General features: G+C 46.5%; 18 protein-coding genes. 4 read left to right on the top strand and 14 right to left on the bottom strand.

Features of this window, described 5'->3' with window-relative positions:
* The first annotated feature begins 118 nt into the window (after positions 1–118).
* The 3 genes from nadC to nadB all read left to right on the top strand — a co-directional run bounded on the left by nadC (position 119) and on the right by nadB (position 3,845).
* Complete coding sequence (nadC, locus tag QZY95_RS01445; RefSeq protein WP_290918382.1) at positions 119–994, top strand: carboxylating nicotinate-nucleotide diphosphorylase; 876 nt, start codon at positions 119–121, stop codon at positions 992–994.
* 200 nt (positions 995–1,194) lie between these two features.
* Positions 1,195–2,229: a quinolinate synthase NadA gene (gene nadA, locus QZY95_RS01450; RefSeq protein ID WP_290918385.1), complete on the top strand. Its 1,035-nt coding sequence runs from the start codon at positions 1,195–1,197 to the stop codon at positions 2,227–2,229.
* 32 nt (positions 2,230–2,261) lie between these two features.
* Complete coding sequence (gene nadB, locus QZY95_RS01455) at positions 2,262–3,845, top strand: L-aspartate oxidase (RefSeq protein ID WP_290918387.1); 1,584 nt, start codon at positions 2,262–2,264, stop codon at positions 3,843–3,845.
* 109 nt (positions 3,846–3,954) lie between these two features.
* Here the strand turns inward: nadB and QZY95_RS01460 are convergent, their stop codons facing one another.
* From QZY95_RS01460 to yajC, 11 genes are all read right to left on the bottom strand, one after another.
* Positions 3,955–4,398: a DUF4079 domain-containing protein gene (locus QZY95_RS01460; protein WP_290918389.1), complete on the bottom strand. Its 444-nt coding sequence runs from the start codon at positions 4,396–4,398 to the stop codon at positions 3,955–3,957.
* An 18-nt stretch (positions 4,399–4,416) separates the two neighbouring features.
* Positions 4,417–5,286, bottom strand: coding sequence for a UbiA family prenyltransferase (locus QZY95_RS01465; RefSeq protein WP_290918392.1), 870 nt, complete (start codon positions 5,284–5,286; stop codon positions 4,417–4,419).
* A 15-nt stretch (positions 5,287–5,301) separates the two neighbouring features.
* The gene (gene coxB / locus QZY95_RS01470; RefSeq protein ID WP_290918395.1) at positions 5,302–6,531 is read right to left on the bottom strand and encodes a cytochrome c oxidase subunit II; all 1,230 of its coding nucleotides are present in this window, start codon (positions 6,529–6,531) and stop codon (positions 5,302–5,304) included.
* 10 nt (positions 6,532–6,541) lie between these two features.
* Complete coding sequence (locus QZY95_RS01475) at positions 6,542–6,832, bottom strand: cytochrome C oxidase subunit IV family protein (protein ID WP_290918398.1); 291 nt, start codon at positions 6,830–6,832, stop codon at positions 6,542–6,544.
* Between the two features lie 12 nt (positions 6,833–6,844).
* On the bottom strand, positions 6,845–7,438 hold the full coding sequence (locus QZY95_RS01480) for a cytochrome c oxidase subunit 3 family protein (protein WP_290918400.1): 594 nt from the start codon (positions 7,436–7,438) through the stop codon (positions 6,845–6,847).
* Entirely contained in the window at positions 7,428–9,047 is a 1,620-nt protein-coding gene (gene ctaD / locus QZY95_RS01485) for a cytochrome c oxidase subunit I (protein WP_290918403.1), read from the bottom strand. Before ctaD ends, QZY95_RS01480 begins: the two co-directional genes overlap by 11 nt.
* Before the next feature lie 662 nt (positions 9,048–9,709).
* Entirely contained in the window at positions 9,710–10,972 is a 1,263-nt protein-coding gene (locus QZY95_RS01490) for an SCO family protein (protein ID WP_290918406.1), read from the bottom strand.
* A 28-nt stretch (positions 10,973–11,000) separates the two neighbouring features.
* Complete coding sequence (locus tag QZY95_RS01495; RefSeq protein WP_290918409.1) at positions 11,001–11,315, bottom strand: c-type cytochrome; 315 nt, start codon at positions 11,313–11,315, stop codon at positions 11,001–11,003.
* A 339-nt stretch (positions 11,316–11,654) separates the two neighbouring features.
* Positions 11,655–12,740, bottom strand: a complete 1,086-nt coding sequence (secF, locus tag QZY95_RS01500; RefSeq protein WP_290918412.1) for a protein translocase subunit SecF — start codon at positions 12,738–12,740, stop codon at positions 11,655–11,657.
* A gap of 11 nt (positions 12,741–12,751) precedes the next feature.
* A complete protein-coding gene (gene secD, locus QZY95_RS01505; protein ID WP_290918415.1) occupies positions 12,752–14,347 on the bottom strand; it encodes a protein translocase subunit SecD in 1,596 nt (531 codons plus the stop codon).
* A 114-nt stretch (positions 14,348–14,461) separates the two neighbouring features.
* A complete protein-coding gene (yajC, locus tag QZY95_RS01510; RefSeq protein ID WP_290918418.1) occupies positions 14,462–14,818 on the bottom strand; it encodes a preprotein translocase subunit YajC in 357 nt (118 codons plus the stop codon).
* A gap of 606 nt (positions 14,819–15,424) precedes the next feature.
* Here yajC and QZY95_RS01515 point away from each other — a divergent pair.
* Entirely contained in the window at positions 15,425–16,063 is a 639-nt protein-coding gene (locus QZY95_RS01515) for a hypothetical protein (protein WP_290918421.1), read from the top strand.
* Between the two features lie 158 nt (positions 16,064–16,221).
* Here QZY95_RS01515 and QZY95_RS01520 read toward each other — a convergent pair whose 3' ends face one another.
* Genes QZY95_RS01520 through QZY95_RS01530 form a run of 3 tightly spaced genes read right to left on the bottom strand, consistent with a single transcriptional unit; the run spans position 16,222 to position 19,374 of the window.
* Complete coding sequence (locus QZY95_RS01520; RefSeq protein WP_290918424.1) at positions 16,222–16,980, bottom strand: hypothetical protein; 759 nt, start codon at positions 16,978–16,980, stop codon at positions 16,222–16,224.
* Between the two features lie 2 nt (positions 16,981–16,982).
* Positions 16,983–18,077 (bottom strand): glutamine amidotransferase family protein, encoded by a 1,095-nt coding sequence (locus tag QZY95_RS01525; protein WP_290918428.1) that lies wholly within the window; start codon positions 18,075–18,077, stop codon positions 16,983–16,985.
* Between the two features lie 19 nt (positions 18,078–18,096).
* Positions 18,097–19,374: an FAD-dependent oxidoreductase gene (locus tag QZY95_RS01530; RefSeq protein ID WP_290918432.1), complete on the bottom strand. Its 1,278-nt coding sequence runs from the start codon at positions 19,372–19,374 to the stop codon at positions 18,097–18,099.
* Between the last annotated feature and the right edge of the window lie 6 nt (positions 19,375–19,380).

The following is a 19,380-nucleotide window of genomic DNA, read 5'->3' on the forward strand; positions in this document are numbered from 1 at the left end:
TGTCAAGACCGCTTGACGAAACTGTCGCAGCCACCTAAACACCGCCTAAGAGGGATGGAACGACCCCCACTCTCTTGGCTTTGTGCCTCTACCATTAAGAGGGTCAATAACACAATCCATGCATACAGAAAAATTTGATTCATTTTTTCAAGGTAACGCCCGCACCTATCTGGATAGCGCTATTGAACTTGCGCTGGACGAAGACGGTCCGGACTTGACCTCGGAAGGAATCTTCCCTCCGGGTCATACGTTATCTGCGCAGATTATTAGCAAAGAAGACACATTAGTTGTCGGTCTTCCGCTTATTCCGCTTATCATGGACGCTTGTGCTGATACGGAATGGTTCTGGGATGCCCGCGTAGACGAGGGTGAGTTTGTTCCAGACCGAACCGTAGTAGCAACTATTAAAGCAGATGCAAGTCATTTGCTAAAAGCTGAACGTATTATACTTAACTTTATAACACATCTTTCCGGCATTGCGAACCTGACCAAGCTGTATGTTGACCAGCTTGAAGGAAGCGGCACTGCCTTGCTGGATACGCGTAAGACCCTGCCTTGCCTGCGTTATCCGGAAAAATATGCTGTACTTATGGGTGGCGGGCAGAACCACCGTAAAGACTTGACTGAAATCCTCATGCTGAAGGACAACCATATTGACCTTGCGGGCAATATGACTGCCGCTGTAAAGAAACTGCGCGCTACATATTTCCCGTGTCCACCAGTTGAAGTAGAATGCCGTAACATGGACGAGGTAAACGAGGCCGTTGCCTGCCATGCAGACAGAATTATGCTGGACAATATGGATATCCCTGCGATTCAAGAAGCGCTTAAACATATTCCTGAATCAATTGAAACTGAAGTAAGCGGTGGAGTGACACTCGAAACAATTCGCAGTATTGCTCTTGCTTCTGACTTAGGACCGGATTACATCTCTGTCGGAAGATTGACGCACTCTGCTCCTATGGCAGATTTCAGCATGCTTGTGGGCGAATAAGTCCTCACTATACAGATTGCAGTAGAACAGAACAAGGCAGGATACAAAAGAATTATTATTATGAATAGATATCACACTATTCATAAGTCACTCCAAAGGCCGCCTTTTTTTATGCGGACTTTGGGTAATACGGGACATATCCCGCATGGTGCGCTGCCATGTCTGCTGTTTTCAGCAATCTGAATCTGGAGAATTAGATCATGAACCAGTATGAAAAAAGAATTACCGAGCTTCGTGAAAAGCATGGCGATGACCTTGTTATTATGGGTCATCACTACCAGAACGATGCTGTTATTCGCCACGTTGATTTAACTGGCGACTCTCTCGAACTCGCACGTAAAGTAACTACCATTGATGCCAAACACATTGTTTTTTGCGGTGTGTATTTCATGGGCGAATCAGCTGCACTGCTCGCCAATGAAGGGCAGAATGTGTACCTGCCGGAAGACGATGCAAACTGTGTTATGTCACAAATGGCGCCATACGTGCTTGCTGACAAAGTGCTTACCCGCATCAAAGAATCCGGTCGCAATATAGTTCCGCTTACATACGTAAACTCTTCCGTTGCTGTAAAAGCTGTATGCGGAAAGCATGGCGGTTCTGTATGTACTTCTGCTAACGCAGAAAAAATGGTGCGCTGGGCTATGGAACGCGGCGACAGCATTCTCTTTTTGCCGGACAAAAACCTTGCACGCAACACTGCAAAAATCATCGGCATTCCGGAAGAGAAGTGGCACATCCTGAACATCAGAGGTGAAGGCTCCCAGATTGATATGGAAGCTGTAAACAATTCTGAACTCATTATGTGGCCTGGCTGCTGTGCCATTCACGCTCGTTTCAACGAACGCCAGATCGACTCAGCTCGCACCCAATACCCAGATGTGAAGATTGTTATCCATCCGGAAGCTGCACCGAACGTTATCGAGAAAGCAGACGCTGCCGGTTCAACATCCTTTATTATTAAGTACGTTGAAGCTGCGCCGGAAGGTTCTAACATCGCCATCGGTACCGAGCTTAACCTCGTTGAGCGCCTTGCCGACCAGTACGAAGGGTCAAAGAACATCTTCCCATTACTGGAATCTACCTGTTCCCATATGGCACGAGTTACCGAGCCTAAGCTGCATAAGGTACTCGAAGACATTGAGAACGGTACAGCTAAGCCTGTTACGATTCCAGCGGGTCTTGTAGAGGACGCAAAAATCGCATTAGAACGTATGCTGATCGCCTGCGCTTAGTTATTTTTTCTTAAGCTAAACAGGATGTTGTAATGAGTGATACCCGTCATTACACAACAGTGCTCGTCATCGGCTCCGGAATTGCCGGATGTACCGCTGCCCTGCGCCTTGCTGACGAAGGTGTACATTGTACACTGATTACAAGCAGTTCTTCTCTGGATCACGGCAACTCTCCTCTTGCCCAAGGCGGAATCGTTTTTAAAGCAAATGATAACGACTGCCAGCGGCTGGAAAAAGACATTTTAACTGCCGGACACAACTATAACTCTTTAAAAGCAGTACACAACATTGCAGCCATGGGTCCGCATGCTGTGGAAGACATTCTGGTTAAACGCCTCGGTATTCCTTTTGCCAGACAAAAGGCACCTTCCGAGTGCGAATGGGACTTGACCAGAGAAGGCGGTCATGACGCGCCGCGTATTCTGCACTGTGCAGACTACACCGGTCGCGCCATCATGGACGGTTTGATTCGCGAAATTAATGCGAGTCCGAATGTAACTGTCATGAAAAACAGAACCGCTATCGACTTGCTCACAAGCCATCACCACGCAGACAATCCTCAGTACCAGTACGAACTGGAGAATGAATGCCTTGGTGCTTACGTCTACAATGAAGACGAAGAGCGCGTTGAAACCATGTTTGCAGATTACACTGTTGTTGCTACCGGCGGCATCGGTCAAATTTACCTGCATACTACCAACCCTCTGGGTTCTATCGGCTCAGGTGTAGCAATGGGCTTCCGTGCCGGTGCCACTGTGCACAACATGGAATTCGTCCAGTTCCACCCGACTGCGTTCCACCATCATTCCGGGCAAAAATTCCTTATTACGGAAGCAATGCGCGGTGAAGGTGCGAAGCTTATGAACTCCAAGGGTGAATACTTTATGCCGAAATACGACAAACGCGCTGACCTTGCACCACGTGACATTGTTGCGCGCTCTATCGTAGATGAAATGCTCAAAAACGACGATGAATGCGTCTACCTTGACACTTCAGAAATGAAGCATGACCTTGCAAACCGCTTCCCTACCATTTTCAAACGCTGTCTTGAGCTTGGTATCGATATCCGCAAAGAGCCTGTTCCGGTTGTTCCGGCTGCGCACTACAGTTGTGGCGGTATTCTGGTCAACAAACACGGCAGAACCACTATTGACCGCCTCTACGCTGTTGGTGAATGCAGCTGTACCGGCGTTCACGGTGCTAACCGTCTTGCTTCTACTTCACTGCTGGAAGCTCTTGTATGGGCTGATAATGCTGCACAGCACATTAAAGATCGTGCTGACAACCGTGTTGCTCAAGAACTGCGCGACGTCGTACCGGATTGGAACCCGCTGGGTGAAGACCATAACGACGACCCTGCTCTTATCGCTCAGGACTGGAGCCGCATCCGCAACACTATGTGGAACTATGTAGGTATTACACGCACCTCTCAGCGCCTTGCCCGTGCTCATGAAGATATGCGTGACCTTTCAAAACACTTACATAACTTCTACAAGAGCACCCCGCTTTCTAAACGCCTTATCGATTTATTCCACGGCTGCCTCACCGCGTATATCGTGACCATGGCTGCAAAACGGAATACAAAAAGCATAGGCTGCCACTACAGGGCGGACTAATTAGTACACGCGTTTTATTTCGACTGTGTTACATAAAAAAAGCAACATCTTCTGATGTTGCTTTTTTTGTTTTGGAAAAACGTGTTCTGCTGACAAGCAATAAATCTTGTCACCACACAAAGAGTGAAAAAACCTGCACGCCGGTAACCACCTGCACAAACACCAGAATACAGAGCATTGCCCCCAGCCCGCCGTGCACAAGGCACAGGTACTGCCGTTTCTTTTTAAAAAGATCCATCCAGTAACCGGTGAGAAATGTTATCAGAAGAAGCGGCAATATCGCGATGCCAATAGTATAATGTTCTCCTGTCACACTGAAGTAATTCCACTCTGCATGAGTAAAGTAGACACCTACGCCAAGCCCGAACAGCCATAGGTAGATTGAAATTTTTCCATAGAGCACATGCGATTTCCACGGAAACAGGAATTTCTTTTTGCGGTGAACCGCCAAAAATCGTTTAGCGCCCCAAAACAACGTAATATAGCCAAAAACAATGCCGAGCACTTGAATGGCAGGATGAATATACAGATGCAATTTTGCTTCCTGAAACATAACGCAATCCTTCGACGGCTAAAGTTGAACCAGAACAGCTCCAAGCAAAATACAAACAGAGGCTATGTCAAAAAGATAAAAAGACGTTAATCGGGTCAATGGAACCATGCTTCCAAGTAAGAAAACACAACCCAGAATTGTTCCCACTAATGATGGAACTCCCAGCCCCCATGTGCATACCAGAGCAAAAAGCATTACGCTGCACACATAGGCAAAGTACCAAATCCGCATCAGCATCTTTTGGTGGGTCAACACAAAATAGCTCACCGGAATGGGGCTGAAACGTGAAAGATATTCCTCTTTATGAATGTAGATACGCATCCATACGTGAGGAATCTGAACAAGGTACCAAATCATGCAATTCGTGAGGATAAGCGGTGCAAACACGCTGCCGCCCGCCGCAACCCAGCCTACAAGCGGAGGCATAGCACCGGCAATGCTGCCCACTAAAAGCGCAAAGGGTGTGCGACGCTTCATCGCAGTATATAGACCGTTGTAGACAATCAGCACTACAGCCGCGAGAAAAAGCGTTGCTGTAGATGCCGTTACCGCATACAGGCTTACTGCCAAAAGAATCCATAATACTGCTACCAGTATTGCCGTTCGGGAACGTATATATCCCTGCGGAAGCGGGCGTGTCATTGTGCGCGAAAAATATCCGTCCGTTCGTTTTTCCTGTACTTGATTCAACGCTGAACACCCTGCGCATAAGAAGAAGCTACCGAAGCCGGTTGCCCACAATGCCAAAGAAAATTCAGGTGAGTACAGTAGATAGCCGAGCATAGACACAACAGCCACGGCTATTGAAACAGGGACACGTGCAAGCACGGAAAGATGCGCGATAAATCTGCGTACATCAGCTTTAGCTTCTAAGCGATAAACATTCATGCTTCCTCCCCTGTTTTATTGGTTTTCACGGTTCTGCTCCTCTTCATCCACCGCCAATGTCTTAAGATATTCTGCCATGGCTTCGATCTCTTCAGGAGTAAAAGAGTCATACACCGGCATCATGACGTTCCAGTCGCCTTCCTTCACTATTTCAGGATGACGTAATATGTTTTCAAAAACTTTTGCATCAAACTTTTTGCTGACCTTGGTTTCACCCTGCGTCAAAACAACATCTCTTCCCCAAAGCCCTTTAAATGACGGCGCGACGATTATTGAACCATCCGTAGAATGACATGACAAACAACCATTGTTTTCCATCACTGCCTTGCCGTCGGGTTTTTCCTCAATCTCACCCGTCATCCAGCCGATCATAACTGCAAGTTCTTCTTCAGAGATCTGCCCTTTGTATGAAGGCATAACTGCGGGGTACCCTTTCGTTATCAACTTATTAGGATCGTAAATGGCTTCACGCAGGTATTGCTTATCCACAACGATGGTCTTTTCTGTACCATCCGGTGTTACCACAACATGTTTTGTACCATACAAATTTAACAAAGAAGGCCCTGAGCCACGGCTGCCGTCTAAAGAGTGACAAGAGGTACAGCCATAATTTTCAAACAAGGCAACCGCATTCTGCTGGGCTTTGGTACTGCTGTTCAACCATTCATCAAAGTCTGCCCTGCTAACCACTTCAACAGTGGAAAGCATATTTGCATGCTGGATTCCGCAATACTCCGAACAAAGGATGTCAAAGCTGCCTAATTCTGTAGGCTGGAACCATGCATAGGTATCCATGCCGGGAACCGCGTCCATTTTGATTCTGAAGGCCGGAATGTACAAACTATGTATGACGTCGTCTGAAGTAATATTAAGCCGTACAGGGGTGTCTACGGGCACATACAGCACATTACTGCGCTTGCCGTCCGGATATTCAAAGCTCCAGTCAAACATACGCCCTACCACATCCACCTGCATTGCTCCTTCGGGAACAGAGCGCAGCGCCTTGAACCCTATCCAGCCATAATAGAACATTGCCATTACCAGCAAGGACGGCAGGAGAATCCACACAACTTCCAACCAGACATTGTCTTTCAGCTTTTCCGGCTTCGGATGACGTTCGTGGTGATATCGATACACCATAAACAACGCTATCAACGTAATGCCGAACAAAAGCACAATGGAAATTCCAAAGATTACGTAGAAGGCAAAATCTACTTGTTGAACTGGATTGATCGGCTGATTCATACTGACCTCGCTAGTAGCGCCATCCTATATCAAAGAAAGTCATACCTATTGCCAGCCCCAAGATAAGAAAGCATAGCAACACGATACCGGCAAAATATGTTTTTTCGTATTTTAAATGCATAAAGTAATACACGATCAGAAATGCTTTTATGGAAGCCACAACGATGGTTACCAGTACATCAAATACGCCGAAATCAATTTGCGAAAGAAGCACTGTAAGAACAGTAAGCACAAGCAGTACAGCCAACACACAAGTGTTCAGTGTGAATGACCCGCTGTGAAGATTCGGTTTATCTGTCATGCTGCACCATTCCTACGCGATAAGATAAAAAAGCGGGAAAAGAAAAACCCATATCAAGTCTACAAGATGCCAATACAGCCCCACATTTTCCAACAATGCGTAATCCGTCCGATGTATTTTTCCTATCCGCAACCACCAGTAAGCAAACAGCAGCAGGCAACAGCCTATCAGCACATGAATACCGTGTAAGCCTGTCATCAGGTAGTATAGTCCAAAAAAAAGTACTTCTCCGTCCGGCTTTGTATTGAGCACAGGTGAATCTGGATAAATCCCTGCTGCAATCTTTCCGTGCCATTCAAATGCCTTGTTCACTAGAAACACCAGACCTAGCCCTATGGTCAGTAAAAGCATTTTTCGGCTCAGAGAATCTCGATTTCTATGCAATGCGCTTATGGACATAGCCACCGCCCATGAGCTTATCAGCAAGATCGCGGTGTTTACCGTTCCGTAAATCAGGCTGAGTTGTTTGCCTCCGACATGAAATTCATCCGGAAAACGATACAAATACGATGCATACAAAAGGAACAGGCCGCCAAAAAGCAGAATTTCCGTAAAAAGGAACAACCACATGCCCAGTTTTGCGGCTTCGGGGTCTTTAGCATGCATTGCCGCGCCCCCTGTCTGAGAACTCGTACGGCCCTGCTGTGACAGTCGGCTCTTCTTCAAAATTTTCATGCGGCAGCGGTGCTTGAATCTTCCATTCAAGAGTTTCCCCGCCCCACGGGTTATCTTCAACCGGTTTTCCTTTCCATGTGCCATAAAGGATATTCACGAACATTATCAGCAATCCTGCCAGCAGGACCCATGAGCCTAGAGTCGAAGCGTATTGAAGCGGTTCAAACTCCGGCAGATAGTCATAGTATCTGCGCGGCATACCCTGAAGTCCCAACAGGAGCATTGGGAAGTACAGCCAGTTGAATCCCACAAAAAGAATTACGCACGACCATTTTGCAATCTTACAATTATACATACGGCCTGAAATCTTCGGCAGCCAGTAATGCATAGCAGCAAAGAAGCCGAAGCCTAGCCCGCCGAAGATAACATAGTGGAAATGCCCCACCACAAAATAGGTATCGTGCACGTAGATATCTGTTCCGGCGGAACCGAGGATAAGCCCTGTAAGCCCGCCCACAGAGAATAGGAAGATAAACGCAAGAGCAAACCAGAATGGTGGATCTGTATAGATAGATCCTTTGTATAGTGTCGTTACCCAGTTAAAAACCTTGATCGCTGAAGGTATGGCAACAACAAAGGTCAAAAATGAGAACACGAGCACGGCAAAATCGCTCATGCCGCTTGTAAACATATGGTGTGCCCACACAAGGGAGCCGGCAAATGCAATCATGAGGCTTGAAAACGCCACCATTTTATATCCGAAGATATTTTTACGGGCGAACACCGGAATAATATCAGAGATAACGCCCATTGCAGGAAGAATCATTATGTACACAGCGGGATGAGAATAAATCCAGAACAGGTGCTGGTACAACAGCGGGTCTCCGCCCTTGGATGGGTCGAACATTCCAACGCCCATGAAACGTTCGACCATCACAAGGAGGACTGTTATCGCCAAAACTGGCGTCGCGAGGATCTGAATCCACCCTGTTGCATACAACGACCAGACAAACAGAGGCAGACGTGTCCACGTCATACCCTCGCACCTGAGTCTATGGATCGTTGTCACAAAATTCAGACCCGTAAATATTGATGAGAACCCGAGAATAAAAACTGCAAAGACTGCAAGGTTGACGTTCGTTGATGTCACCTCGCTGAAGGGAACATAGAATGTCCAGCCGGTATCCGGAGGGCCGCCGCCTGTAAAGAGTGAGCAGACAATGAGGATTGCGCCGAAGATATACATCCACCATGAAAGCAGGTTAATACGCGGAAAAGAAACGTCGTCTGCGCCAAGCTGGATAGGCAGAAAGATATTACCGAAGGTAGCGGGAATGCTTGGGATAACGACAAAGAAGATCATGATGACGCCATGCAGGGTAAACAGCACGTTGTAGGTTTGTGCATCCATCAAGTTCATACCCGGGCGGATAAGTTCAAACCGGATTACTCCCCCGAGAGTCATGCCGACCAGAAAAAAAGCCAGAATTGTATACAGGTACAGCACGCCGATCCGTTTATGGTCGTGCGTAAACAGCCATGATCGTATCCAGCCTTTTCCGTCCTCTTGCGGTTTATAAAACGCATCGTGCTTCGGCATGTCTATTCCCTTTGTCTATACGCCATTCTCGGTCGCGGTGTCGTTAGGTCATGCGGTCTAGCTGTCGTGTTACGAGTCTTCTATGTACAGAGACTTACGCCGTGCCTTCGGCGAGTCTGCGACGCTTGCCTCCGGCGGCTGGAGGAAACCCTTTGCAAAGGGTTCTCCCCCAGACCCCCTTCCTAAAATCTTTATTTGCGAGGCCATTCAGCGGAGGATGTTCTCTCGCGCCTTATCCACCACCAACTTGGACAATTTTTACGGGTAACAATCCGCGCCCTTGGATCTGTTACGTTAGGAGGATGTCTTTATAGACCCAAGGGGCGAATTGCTTGTAAATGTACGGTTGTTATTTCGGTGTCATTCTTGTTTGAAATCTAAGACACTCCTCGGATTTCATTATTTTTCGATACAGAAGATTCAAGTAATTTTGGTAAACTTCTCCAACATGTCGTGCTCTCCAAATACTCCTCTGAATACGGTACGCCTGTTGGTTTCGTTCTCTCACTCGTAATTCTCCAGTTGCTAGAGGTTCTGTATATTGAAATCCACCTTTATTGCGCGTGTATCAGCACCCCTGCTATACAGCATGCTCTGGAATAGTAAGCAAAGCATACACAGGGCACATCCGATCATTACCTACAAAGATTGTAAAAGAACGGTTATTTTTTCTTACGCTTCTTTTTACCGCCAAAAGACAGCACCAGCGCTAGAATTACTACGAAAGCAAGAACGCCGAATCCGGCAACCTTCATAGTATCAAGCACATACTTTTTACCCTTTGGATCATAAGAAAAGCACAGCTGGGCTATACGTTGCACTGAAAACAACGGGGCATCCGGATCGCCTTCCGTAAGTGCCATGGTCACATCAAAAGGAAGGACATTGGTGCCATAAAGATACCGTGTGATTACGCCCTCCGGCGAAACAGCAACAAGCGTTACAGGATGTACAAAGTCTTTCCCTATGCGCTTAAAGCGGAATCCCAGTTCCCCCATGAGTGTATCGATACTTTGCTTATCACCCGTTAAAAACTTCCATGCATCTGCGGGGAAAGAGGCATCTTCGCTTCGCACTGCATGCATAAAATTTTTCTTTCTTTGTGCGGCAACTTCCGGCGTATCCATCTCGTCAAAACTCACCATAATGATTTTGTAATCTTTATCCGGCGTAAGCTTTACTTTCGGCAGCACTCCTGCGACCGAACTCATAAGAATCTGACACACTCCAGGGCAGGAGAAGTACACAGGGGCGATTAACACCGGTGTTTGCATAAGTGAGCGGATATCAACTCTCTTACCTTCAGAGTCTGTGAAATAAATTGGGGACGTAATTGTTTCCCCAAGGTGTTCAGTCACGCCCGCTTCAACAGAATCCGGTTCTGCTATGGGGTGAACGTGTCCTGACATATCCGGAATGGAGCCGTCATTAGGTGGCAACACGCTATTTGCATCGTGATTCATATGTTGCGAATGATCTACAGGCTCTTTCGACATAGAATCCCCGCCATGCACATCAGGACTATGCTGCATGGCGCCTGCCCCTTCCTGCGATGGCTCTTTATGCATCATTTTTGGATCGCCTGAAGCACCATGCTCGTGCTTCTGAGAGTCATGCGCATTTTTCGATTCTACGTTATTCTCCCCCATAGCAGGAGAGCCTTCGGCATCAGTACCGCAAGAACAATCAGAGTGATCAGTAGGCGCAGCACCTTCCTTCGCTTTGGTTGAGGGATCCTTAGTTGCGGGAGGTGGTTTAATCTGATCGGAAGAGTTTTGAACTGTACTTTGCTCTTTTGCATTTAGTGTTGGATTCTGTGCAGCTTCTTCTGCCTTAGAGAAGCTGACAAGAATAAGGAGCAAAAAGGCAATTGCCACTGCAAAGCGTAATACCCGTATCACATTTCGCTGGTGAAATACTGACACAAAACTCTCCCGATCGTTTTTTATGAAACTAGAATGTACTCATGTATTCAGAAACCTTTACACGGTCTTCTTCACTCATACGTTTAGCAATCCCAACCATAACGCTTTTTTTAGAGCCGCCATATGAGCCGTCAGCATAGCCGTTAAGCTTTTCTAAAAGCTGATTGGCAGTTTGCCCTTTCAAAGGTTTTCCAACGCCAAGAGCCATGGTTTCACCATTCTGTCCATGGCATCCAGCACAGGATCGATACAATTTTTCACCACCGGTCTGCTCTGCAACACCAAGGGAAATACAGCCCAATACGAGAGCGAATACCGCTAAACAGACTGTCCATTTCTTCATTGTAAGCCTCCATAGAATTCGAAAAACTAGATATTGTCCCTAACATACCACCAACAATGAAAAAAGATCAATAGAACAACAGTTGATAACTCTTTTAGCCACGATTTATAACGCTACGCCCTGTTATTTCGGGGGCTCCAGCCTGATGTGATCTAAAAAAGACAACAAAAAAAGGCGCCCCTTTCGGGGCGCCTTTGGCTATTGGCGTAAACCTCATCTGACTGATTGAAATCAATCTGCCAGCTTGAGGGAAAAAGCCTGAGGAAAATTCATATGCACTTCACCTGCTGCTCTTTCATCATGCCGCGGCAATATGCGGCATTGTCAGCACACTTAAGCTTATACTGTACCGTCTGCGTGGTTATGAGATTCCACTTCAGGCTCTGGAATTTCGTCAGGGCTGAATGCGTAAAGCACTGGGCTTGCAACGAAAATGGAGGAATAGGTACCAATAGATACACCAACAAGCAAAGTCAGTGCGAAGTCATGGATAATTCCGCCGCCAAAGAAGAAGAGAGAAACAAGTACCAGCAATGTAGTACAAGATGTCAGCAACGTACGGCTCAAGGTCTGGTTAACAGCCTTGTTAATTACTTCGCCGTAAGTTGGTGCTGTGCGCTGGAAGATGTTTTCACGAATACGGTCAAATACGATGATGGTATCGTTCAAAGAGTAACCAACGATGGTCAGCAATGCTGCCACGATAGTCAAATCAAACTCTTTTCCGAGAATGGAAAGAATACCAACAGTAATAAACACGTCGTGAATAAGAGCGATAACTGCGCCGAGAGCATAGTTAAGCTTCAACTTCCAACAAATACCAAGTGTAAGCAGCATAGCAATAAGTACCTGCATTTGCTTAGGAGCACCTACTAAATCAAGAAGGTACATACCAGTTGCAAGACCTGCTGCCATAATGCCTGCTGTAAACCAGCGCTGTTCGAATCGACCGGAAATGTAGATAGCAATCAAAAGAACTGCAAAGTACAGCGCTTCCAATGCTGCGGTACGAAGGTCGGCACCGATTTTTGGACCAACCATATCGAGACGTTCAATGGTGAACGGGTTATCCGAAAGATTCTTGCTGAATTCAGCTTTCAGGATGTCAGGGAGACGCTGATCCACGTCACCTACAGATGAAATACGAAGAAGATATTCTGTATCGTCTTCACCAAAACGCTGAACTGAAAGTCCCTGAAGCTTTGCGCTTGAAAGACTGTCTTTAATCTGCTCTGGCGCAACTGCATGATCAAAACGAACCTGTGCAAGCACACCACCGGAGAAATCGATGCCGTACTTAGGACCGCCGTTCATTACAAGAGAGCCAAGACCGAGCAAAATGAGAACAAGGGAGAATATTGCACAATACTTGCGCAGTCCGATGAAGTCGATTTTGCTGTTTGGTTTAATAATGCTCAGACCCATGATCTATCCCCTTATATGCTGAGCTTTCTGCCCGGCTTACCATTGATCCAGAGACCGAAGATAATACGTGCGCAGAAGATAGCTGTGAACATGGAAGCCAAGATACCGAGGCTAAGCGTTACCGCAAAACCACGAATTGGGCCTGTGCCGAACTGGTAAAGAATGATTGCCGCAAGCAAGGTAGTTACGTTTGCGTCAAAAATTGTCAGTGTTGCACTGGAGAAGCCTTCGTCGACAGCTTTGAACGGAGTAAGTCCGCGGCGAAGTTCCTCGCGGATACGTTCAAAGATAATGACGTTCGCATCAACAGCCATACCGAGGGTAAGAATAATACCCGCAATACCAGGCAGTGTAAGAGTTGCACCGAATGCTGCAAGACCAGCAACGATAAATACCATGTTCATACAAAGAACAAGGTTAGCAACGAGACCACTGAAGCCGTAGTAAACAATCATAAAGACCATTACGAGTGCGCCACCGACGAGTGTCGCCGTAATGCCCTGATCAATAGATTCCTGACCAAGGGATGGTCCTACGGAACGTTCTTCCAGGATTTTTACCGGAGCCGGCAAGGAGCCTGCACGCAGAACGATAGCGAGGTCATGAGCTTCTTCAGTAGTAAAGCCACCGGAAATAGAAGCGTGACCGCCGCGGATTTTATCCTTAATAACCGGTGCGGAGTAAACTTTTCCGTCCAGAACAATAGCCATACGCTTTTTAAGGTTCTCACCTGTCACTTCTTCGAAACGACGAGCGCCGCTACTGTTAAAGGTAAGTGAAACGTACGGCCTGTTAAAGTTGTCATACGCAACACGAGCGTCAGTAATGGTATCGCCTGTAAGCGCTGCGTTTTTGTTCACAACAATAACAGATTCTGAATATGATCCGTCAGGATTGCGGTGCATCTGGCGCATGGCTTCTGTTCCGGCAGGAACAATGCCTTTTGCTGCTTTCGCAGGATCTACACCTTCGCGAGCTATTTTAAATTCAAGGTGAGCGGTTTTACCGATAATCTTGATTGCACGCTCGGTATCTGTAAGACCAGGAAGCTGTACCTGAATACGGAAATCCTGCTGCTTACGGATGTCCGGCTCGGCAACGCCGAACTGGTCAACACGGTTACGGATAGTTTTTACCGCCTGATCCAAAGTGAGGTCAGACATGTATTTTTTGTATTCCGGTGTGTAAGTCAGTGTGTATCGAACTTTTTTGTTATCAAGAACGGTCGATTCCGCATTTAAGCGGTTGAAGCTTTTTGCGAGCAAAGCATCAAGAGCTTCTTTCTGTGAAGACTTGAGAAGTACGAACTCAAGCTTTTCGCCCTGCATTACACGCGGCTGCAAGATAAAAATATTATCTTCACGCGCTAAGGAACGAATGTCCTGTCCCATAAGTGAAAGGTTATTTGACAGTGCCTTATCAACATCTACACCGAGAACAAGGTGGATACCACCCTGCAGGTCAAGGCCAAGGCTGACCTTTTCTTCAGGTAAGAACTTTTTGATTGGGGATGTTCCGATCGCCGGAATGCTAGGCAGTGCGTATACAATACCAACTGCGAGCACAAAAATCGCGACCAGTAATCTCCATCGCAACCCCTCTCTCATTATAACTCCTTGATACTATTCAAACAGCAAAACCCGATACGATACTCGCTCGGGACAACAACAGCGTTGTGCTGAACAAGCAGGGAACTGAGGGTCAGCTCCCTGCTCAATAAATTATTTCTTTTTGCCGTCTTTTGCTTTTTTCTCAGCAGCAGGAGATGGCTTGAGGCCGGAGATGTACTGACGACCAACCTGTACGGTGGTTTCGCCAAGATCTACAGAAATAATGTCGTCTTTAATTGCTGTAATAGTACCGATGAGACCACCGGCGGTAACAACAGACTGACCTTTCTGAAGGTTGTCCAGCAGAGCTTTGTGCTCTTTAGCTCTTTTCTGCTGAGGACGGATAAGAAGGAAGTAGAAGATAACAAACATCAAAGCAAGAGGAACGAAGGCCGCAATCGGGTTGCCTTCCTGACCTGCCTGACCGCCTGCTGCGCCCATAGCCCAAGCTACTTCTGGAAAGAACATAGAAACTCCTTAACGGTTATCAAAAAATCGTAACGCCGCAAAAAAAATATTCTCTGAGTTTTCCATTAAATCAAATGATTATCGAAACTCACTCAAAAAATAACGCGACAAGTAATAATTAAAGCCAAACTGGCCTTTGTTTTTACTCGTAATGAGAAAAAGCTTTAAACCTGAATCAAGTACCTTTTCGTTAGAAAACTTGCAACATTTTTAACTGGCAGACTTTCTAACAAAAATAACAGCAAAGCCTTTACTGACGCCAATCTTAGACAAATGTCTCAGTTTCCTACCCTGCTCGTGTTACAATCAGGTTTCAACCGACACAGACTCGTCGTTAATTTACAACAAGATACACAGATGTTCTACTTAATTTCTTTTCTTTATCCGCGTTCAAAGCTTGCACTTTCCTTCCTAAACACTTCCTTTCTATTTCTAGATGAGGATTATCCCGCCACAACAGCTGGAACGAAGCCAGACGCCTCCAAAACAACACCTGTATCAAGGGATACCAGCACCACAATATTTTACTATATTTATATATTTTTATTAAGTTTTATTAAAAAACATCGATGAGTAAACGAACACTAACATTCAAGGAGTGTTATTATGCTGTTATCCAGTGTTCTAGAAAAAACTCAAAAATCGATGCGTGAGCAAATAGAGGAAATGCTCAAAAAACAACAAGAAAATCTTGTTGCAAAACGACAGTCTTCTGTAGCCAAGCATGCGCCGCAAAAAATGTCGGTTTCAGAAAAACAGGCTGAAATCGAAAAAAATGAGTCCTCTGTTGTTTCAAACCTGTTTTCAAAAAAAGCAGTCACTATGTCTGAAGGTGTTACAGCCATGCTAAAACGCCACCAGAGCCAGAAACAACTTGAAGCAAACAAACTAGCTGGACTGGCAGGCATACTGGCTTCCACTATCGATAACTACGATCTTGGTAAACACATAGAAGAACGTAGAGAATGGATGAAAGATTTTTCTGCTGAATCTGGAGTAAAAAGTGTTACCCAGATGAAAAGTGAAGCAAAAAAACAACTCATCAGTGATCAGGATCGCATGACTGAAAAAGAGCGGAAACAGGCCATCGCGAGAGGTGAAACACTTCCTGCAGAAACACCTGTTGCAGCTGCTCCAGTTAGAACCGCTAAGGTTCAGGCTCCTAAGGTCACCTCTACTCCCGTCGCTAAGCCCGCCGCTCCTGCGATCGTCCCTAAAGGGACATACGTTCGTATCAGAGTCTAATTACTTACGCATGGATAACAGAAAAGCCCCCCATGCCAATCATGAGGGGCTTCCCGAATTTAGGTCGTCTATCTGTCAAGCTTAGGAGATTTTCCCTCATGATGGGAAAAATATCTGAGCCGTTTGACTGTAGGTATGTTCAGAAAACTTCTGACAGCCTAGTTTGTTCCCACGTACATGTTGCCGTATGGACGGTGGGAAAACGGCGTTACTTTTTTAAACTTGCCTTCCATCACTTCATCAACACTCTTACCGAATGCTTTTGCCCAGTCTGCGACGTGGGAACGGATGAAAGCTTCATCTTCTTCATTAATAGATTCGAGCTGTAAACCAGGTCCAAGCTGGTATTCAGGAACGTCACCGCGGATATAAATAATGCCGCCGTGCATACCTGTACCAAGGCTTCTGCCGGTGATAGGTGCTTTTTTATCCATTGTTGAATCCATGCCGAGGAGGATAATCGCTCCACCCGCCATGTATTCGCCAAGGAAGTCGCCAGCTTTACCGCCAGCTACGATTACAGGCTGCTTTTCCATGTACGATTTCATATGAATACCTACACGGTAGCCTACGTCCTGTTTTACAAGGATACGCCCGCCACGCATTGCGTAACCGAGAACATCGCCGGACATACCATTAATCTGGATTTCTCCGTCATCCATGGTGTTGCCAACGCCGTCCTGTGCGTTGCCTTCTACACGGATAGTTGCACCGCGCATGAACATTCCAAGGTCCTGACCCGGAACACCGTGAATGGTGAAATGAACAGGAGCCTCCACTGAGTTGCCGATGTAGCGCTGACCGCGAACATTATCCAACTCAATTTCAACAGCACCGTCACGCACAGCTTCACGAATTTGCTCGTTCAATTGGCGGTAGTACACGCCTTGAGCGTCAAGAGTACATTTTTTAGCCATGCCTAGTCCTCCAATTTCACAATAACCGGCTCACCGGCCTTTGGAGCCCATACTCTGTCGAGTTCACGACAGACTTCACGGATGGAACTCTCTTCACTGGACATGAATACCATATCGTCCTTTTCACCGATAACAAGCGGACGAAGTTTAACGCGGTCGTTAAGCCCCATCATACCGTTGCTGTCAGTTACGAGGATAGCAAACGGACCGTTGAGCATTGCAGGGCCGTAGACCATGCGCAGCGCTTCATACGCTTCACGCTCATCTTTAGGCATGCGCTCAATTTCATCCCAGAACGGCGGTGCAAAAACTTTACATGCCATTTCGTGAGAAAGACCGTGCTTACGGATAAGAAGGTCAAGCAGGTATGCCACAACCTCTGTATCCGTCATCATGTTACATTCATAATCGTGCTGACACAGGTAGCGTCTGTTAATACCGTAAGAGGAAATCTCTCCGTTATGAACAATCGCCCAGTCCAGCAGGGTAAACGGGTGAGCGCCGCCCCACCAGCCCGGAGTGTTTGTCGGGAAACGGTTATGACCGGTCCACATGTAGCCGCTGTACTCATCAAGTCTGAAGAAGTCAGCGATGTCTTCCGGAAAACCTACACCCTTGAACGCTCCCATGTTTTTACCACTGGAGAATACAAAAGCACCCGGCACTCTGTTGTTAATGTGCATGACGATGTTTACTACGTAATCATCTTCACCAACATCCTGCCACTTCGGACGGTCTTCCTTAGGAGAAAGGAAGAAGCGCCACATAAGCGGGGATTCTTTAATGGCTTGCACCTTGCGGGTAGGAATCGGCTCAGAAATCTTAATATCAAAGTACTGTTTGATGATCTCTTCAGCGCGGTCAAGGCCTGCCTGATCATCACACATCAGGTGGAAGGCGTACAAGTCTGCATGCTCAGGATAAATACCGTATGCAGCAAAACCACCACCAAGACCGTTACCGCGATCGTGCATTGTTGCCATTGCATCAATCGGCATAGTACCCGGTATCAGTTTTTTCTTTTTATCAATTACCCCAAAGACACCACAGCCAGAGATGTCTTTATCAAAATGCCAAAAATCATTGGGAGCTTTCATACTCTATCTCCAAAGCCCTCTACTCAGCAGCAGGGGTCCACTTTGTATCAAATTCTTCTTCCGGCCAGAGCAATGCAGATGGTTGACCTGCAATAAGCTCTTCCTTCACGTCCGGTGTGAGATCCAGACCGAAGCGAATGAAGCCGGTGTATAACCCTGCAAAATCGACCTCTCCCACAAGCACGTATCCGATCAGCTTTTCATTACGGAAAATCAGTTTACGATATGTTCCGTTCTCTTCGTCAAGCTCAGTGAAGACTTCACAGTCCTCATCCTCGTTAGGATTCACATGACCAAGAGATGCTGTCGGCAGCCCGTAGAAAGAAATAGCGTTCATCGGCAAACCGCCAGGATGCGGAGAAGCTTCCTCGCTCGCCATATTAAGACCAGCATGGTAGCCCTGACTGAATGCGTTAGGCCAAATTGGTGTAACTCTGGCTTCTTCAGCAATCATATCAGGTGCTTCTGCAACGTCACCTGCAGCGTAGACACCTTCGGCGCTTGTGCACATATTGTCATCAACTTTGATGCCTCTGTTCACAGCGATACCGGCGTCTTTAGCAAGATTGAGACTCGGCACAACACCAATGGCTACAACAACGGCTTCACAAGCCAGTTTTTGACCATTGGCAAGACGTACTCCGATAACCTCGCCCTGCTCTGTACGCAGAATTTCTTCTACAGTGGTACCACAACAGATTGTGATACCTTTTTCTTCAAGACGCTGTGCTACAAGGTTACCTGCCACATCATCAAATGCTGCGGAAAGCACGCGGCTTCCAAGTTCAACAATTGCAGTGGAAAGACCGTTGTAACGAAGTGCTTCTGCGGCTTTAAGACCGATAAGACCACCACCTACTACAACTACACGATGAATTCGTTTTGAAAGATCGAGCAGTTCGTGTGCATGGGCAAGTGTGGTGAAGTTATAAACTCCACTGCCATCAATGCCTTTAATAGGAGGCATAAACGGCACACCGCCGGTAGCCAGAAGAAGCTCTTTGTATTCAATCACTTCATCGGCTTCAGTAGTAATGGTCTTTGCTGCTTTATCAATGGCAGCAACACGGGTGTTAAGCTTAACTTCAACATTATTCTTTTCGTAGAATTCATCCGGTCTGAGACTTACTCTGTCCAGACCGATTTTTCCTGCAAGAAAATATGAAATAAGCGGACGTCCATACGTAGGAGTATCTTCTTCGCTCACTACAAGAATCGGAGTCTTTGTATCAACTTTACGGATACCCTCAATAGCTCCGACAGACGCAACACCGTTTCCAATTATGACATACGACATGGACGA

The sequence above is a fragment of the Halodesulfovibrio sp. genome, from assembly GCF_015482765.1.
Taxonomy (GTDB): domain Bacteria; phylum Desulfobacterota; class Desulfovibrionia; order Desulfovibrionales; family Desulfovibrionaceae; genus Halodesulfovibrio.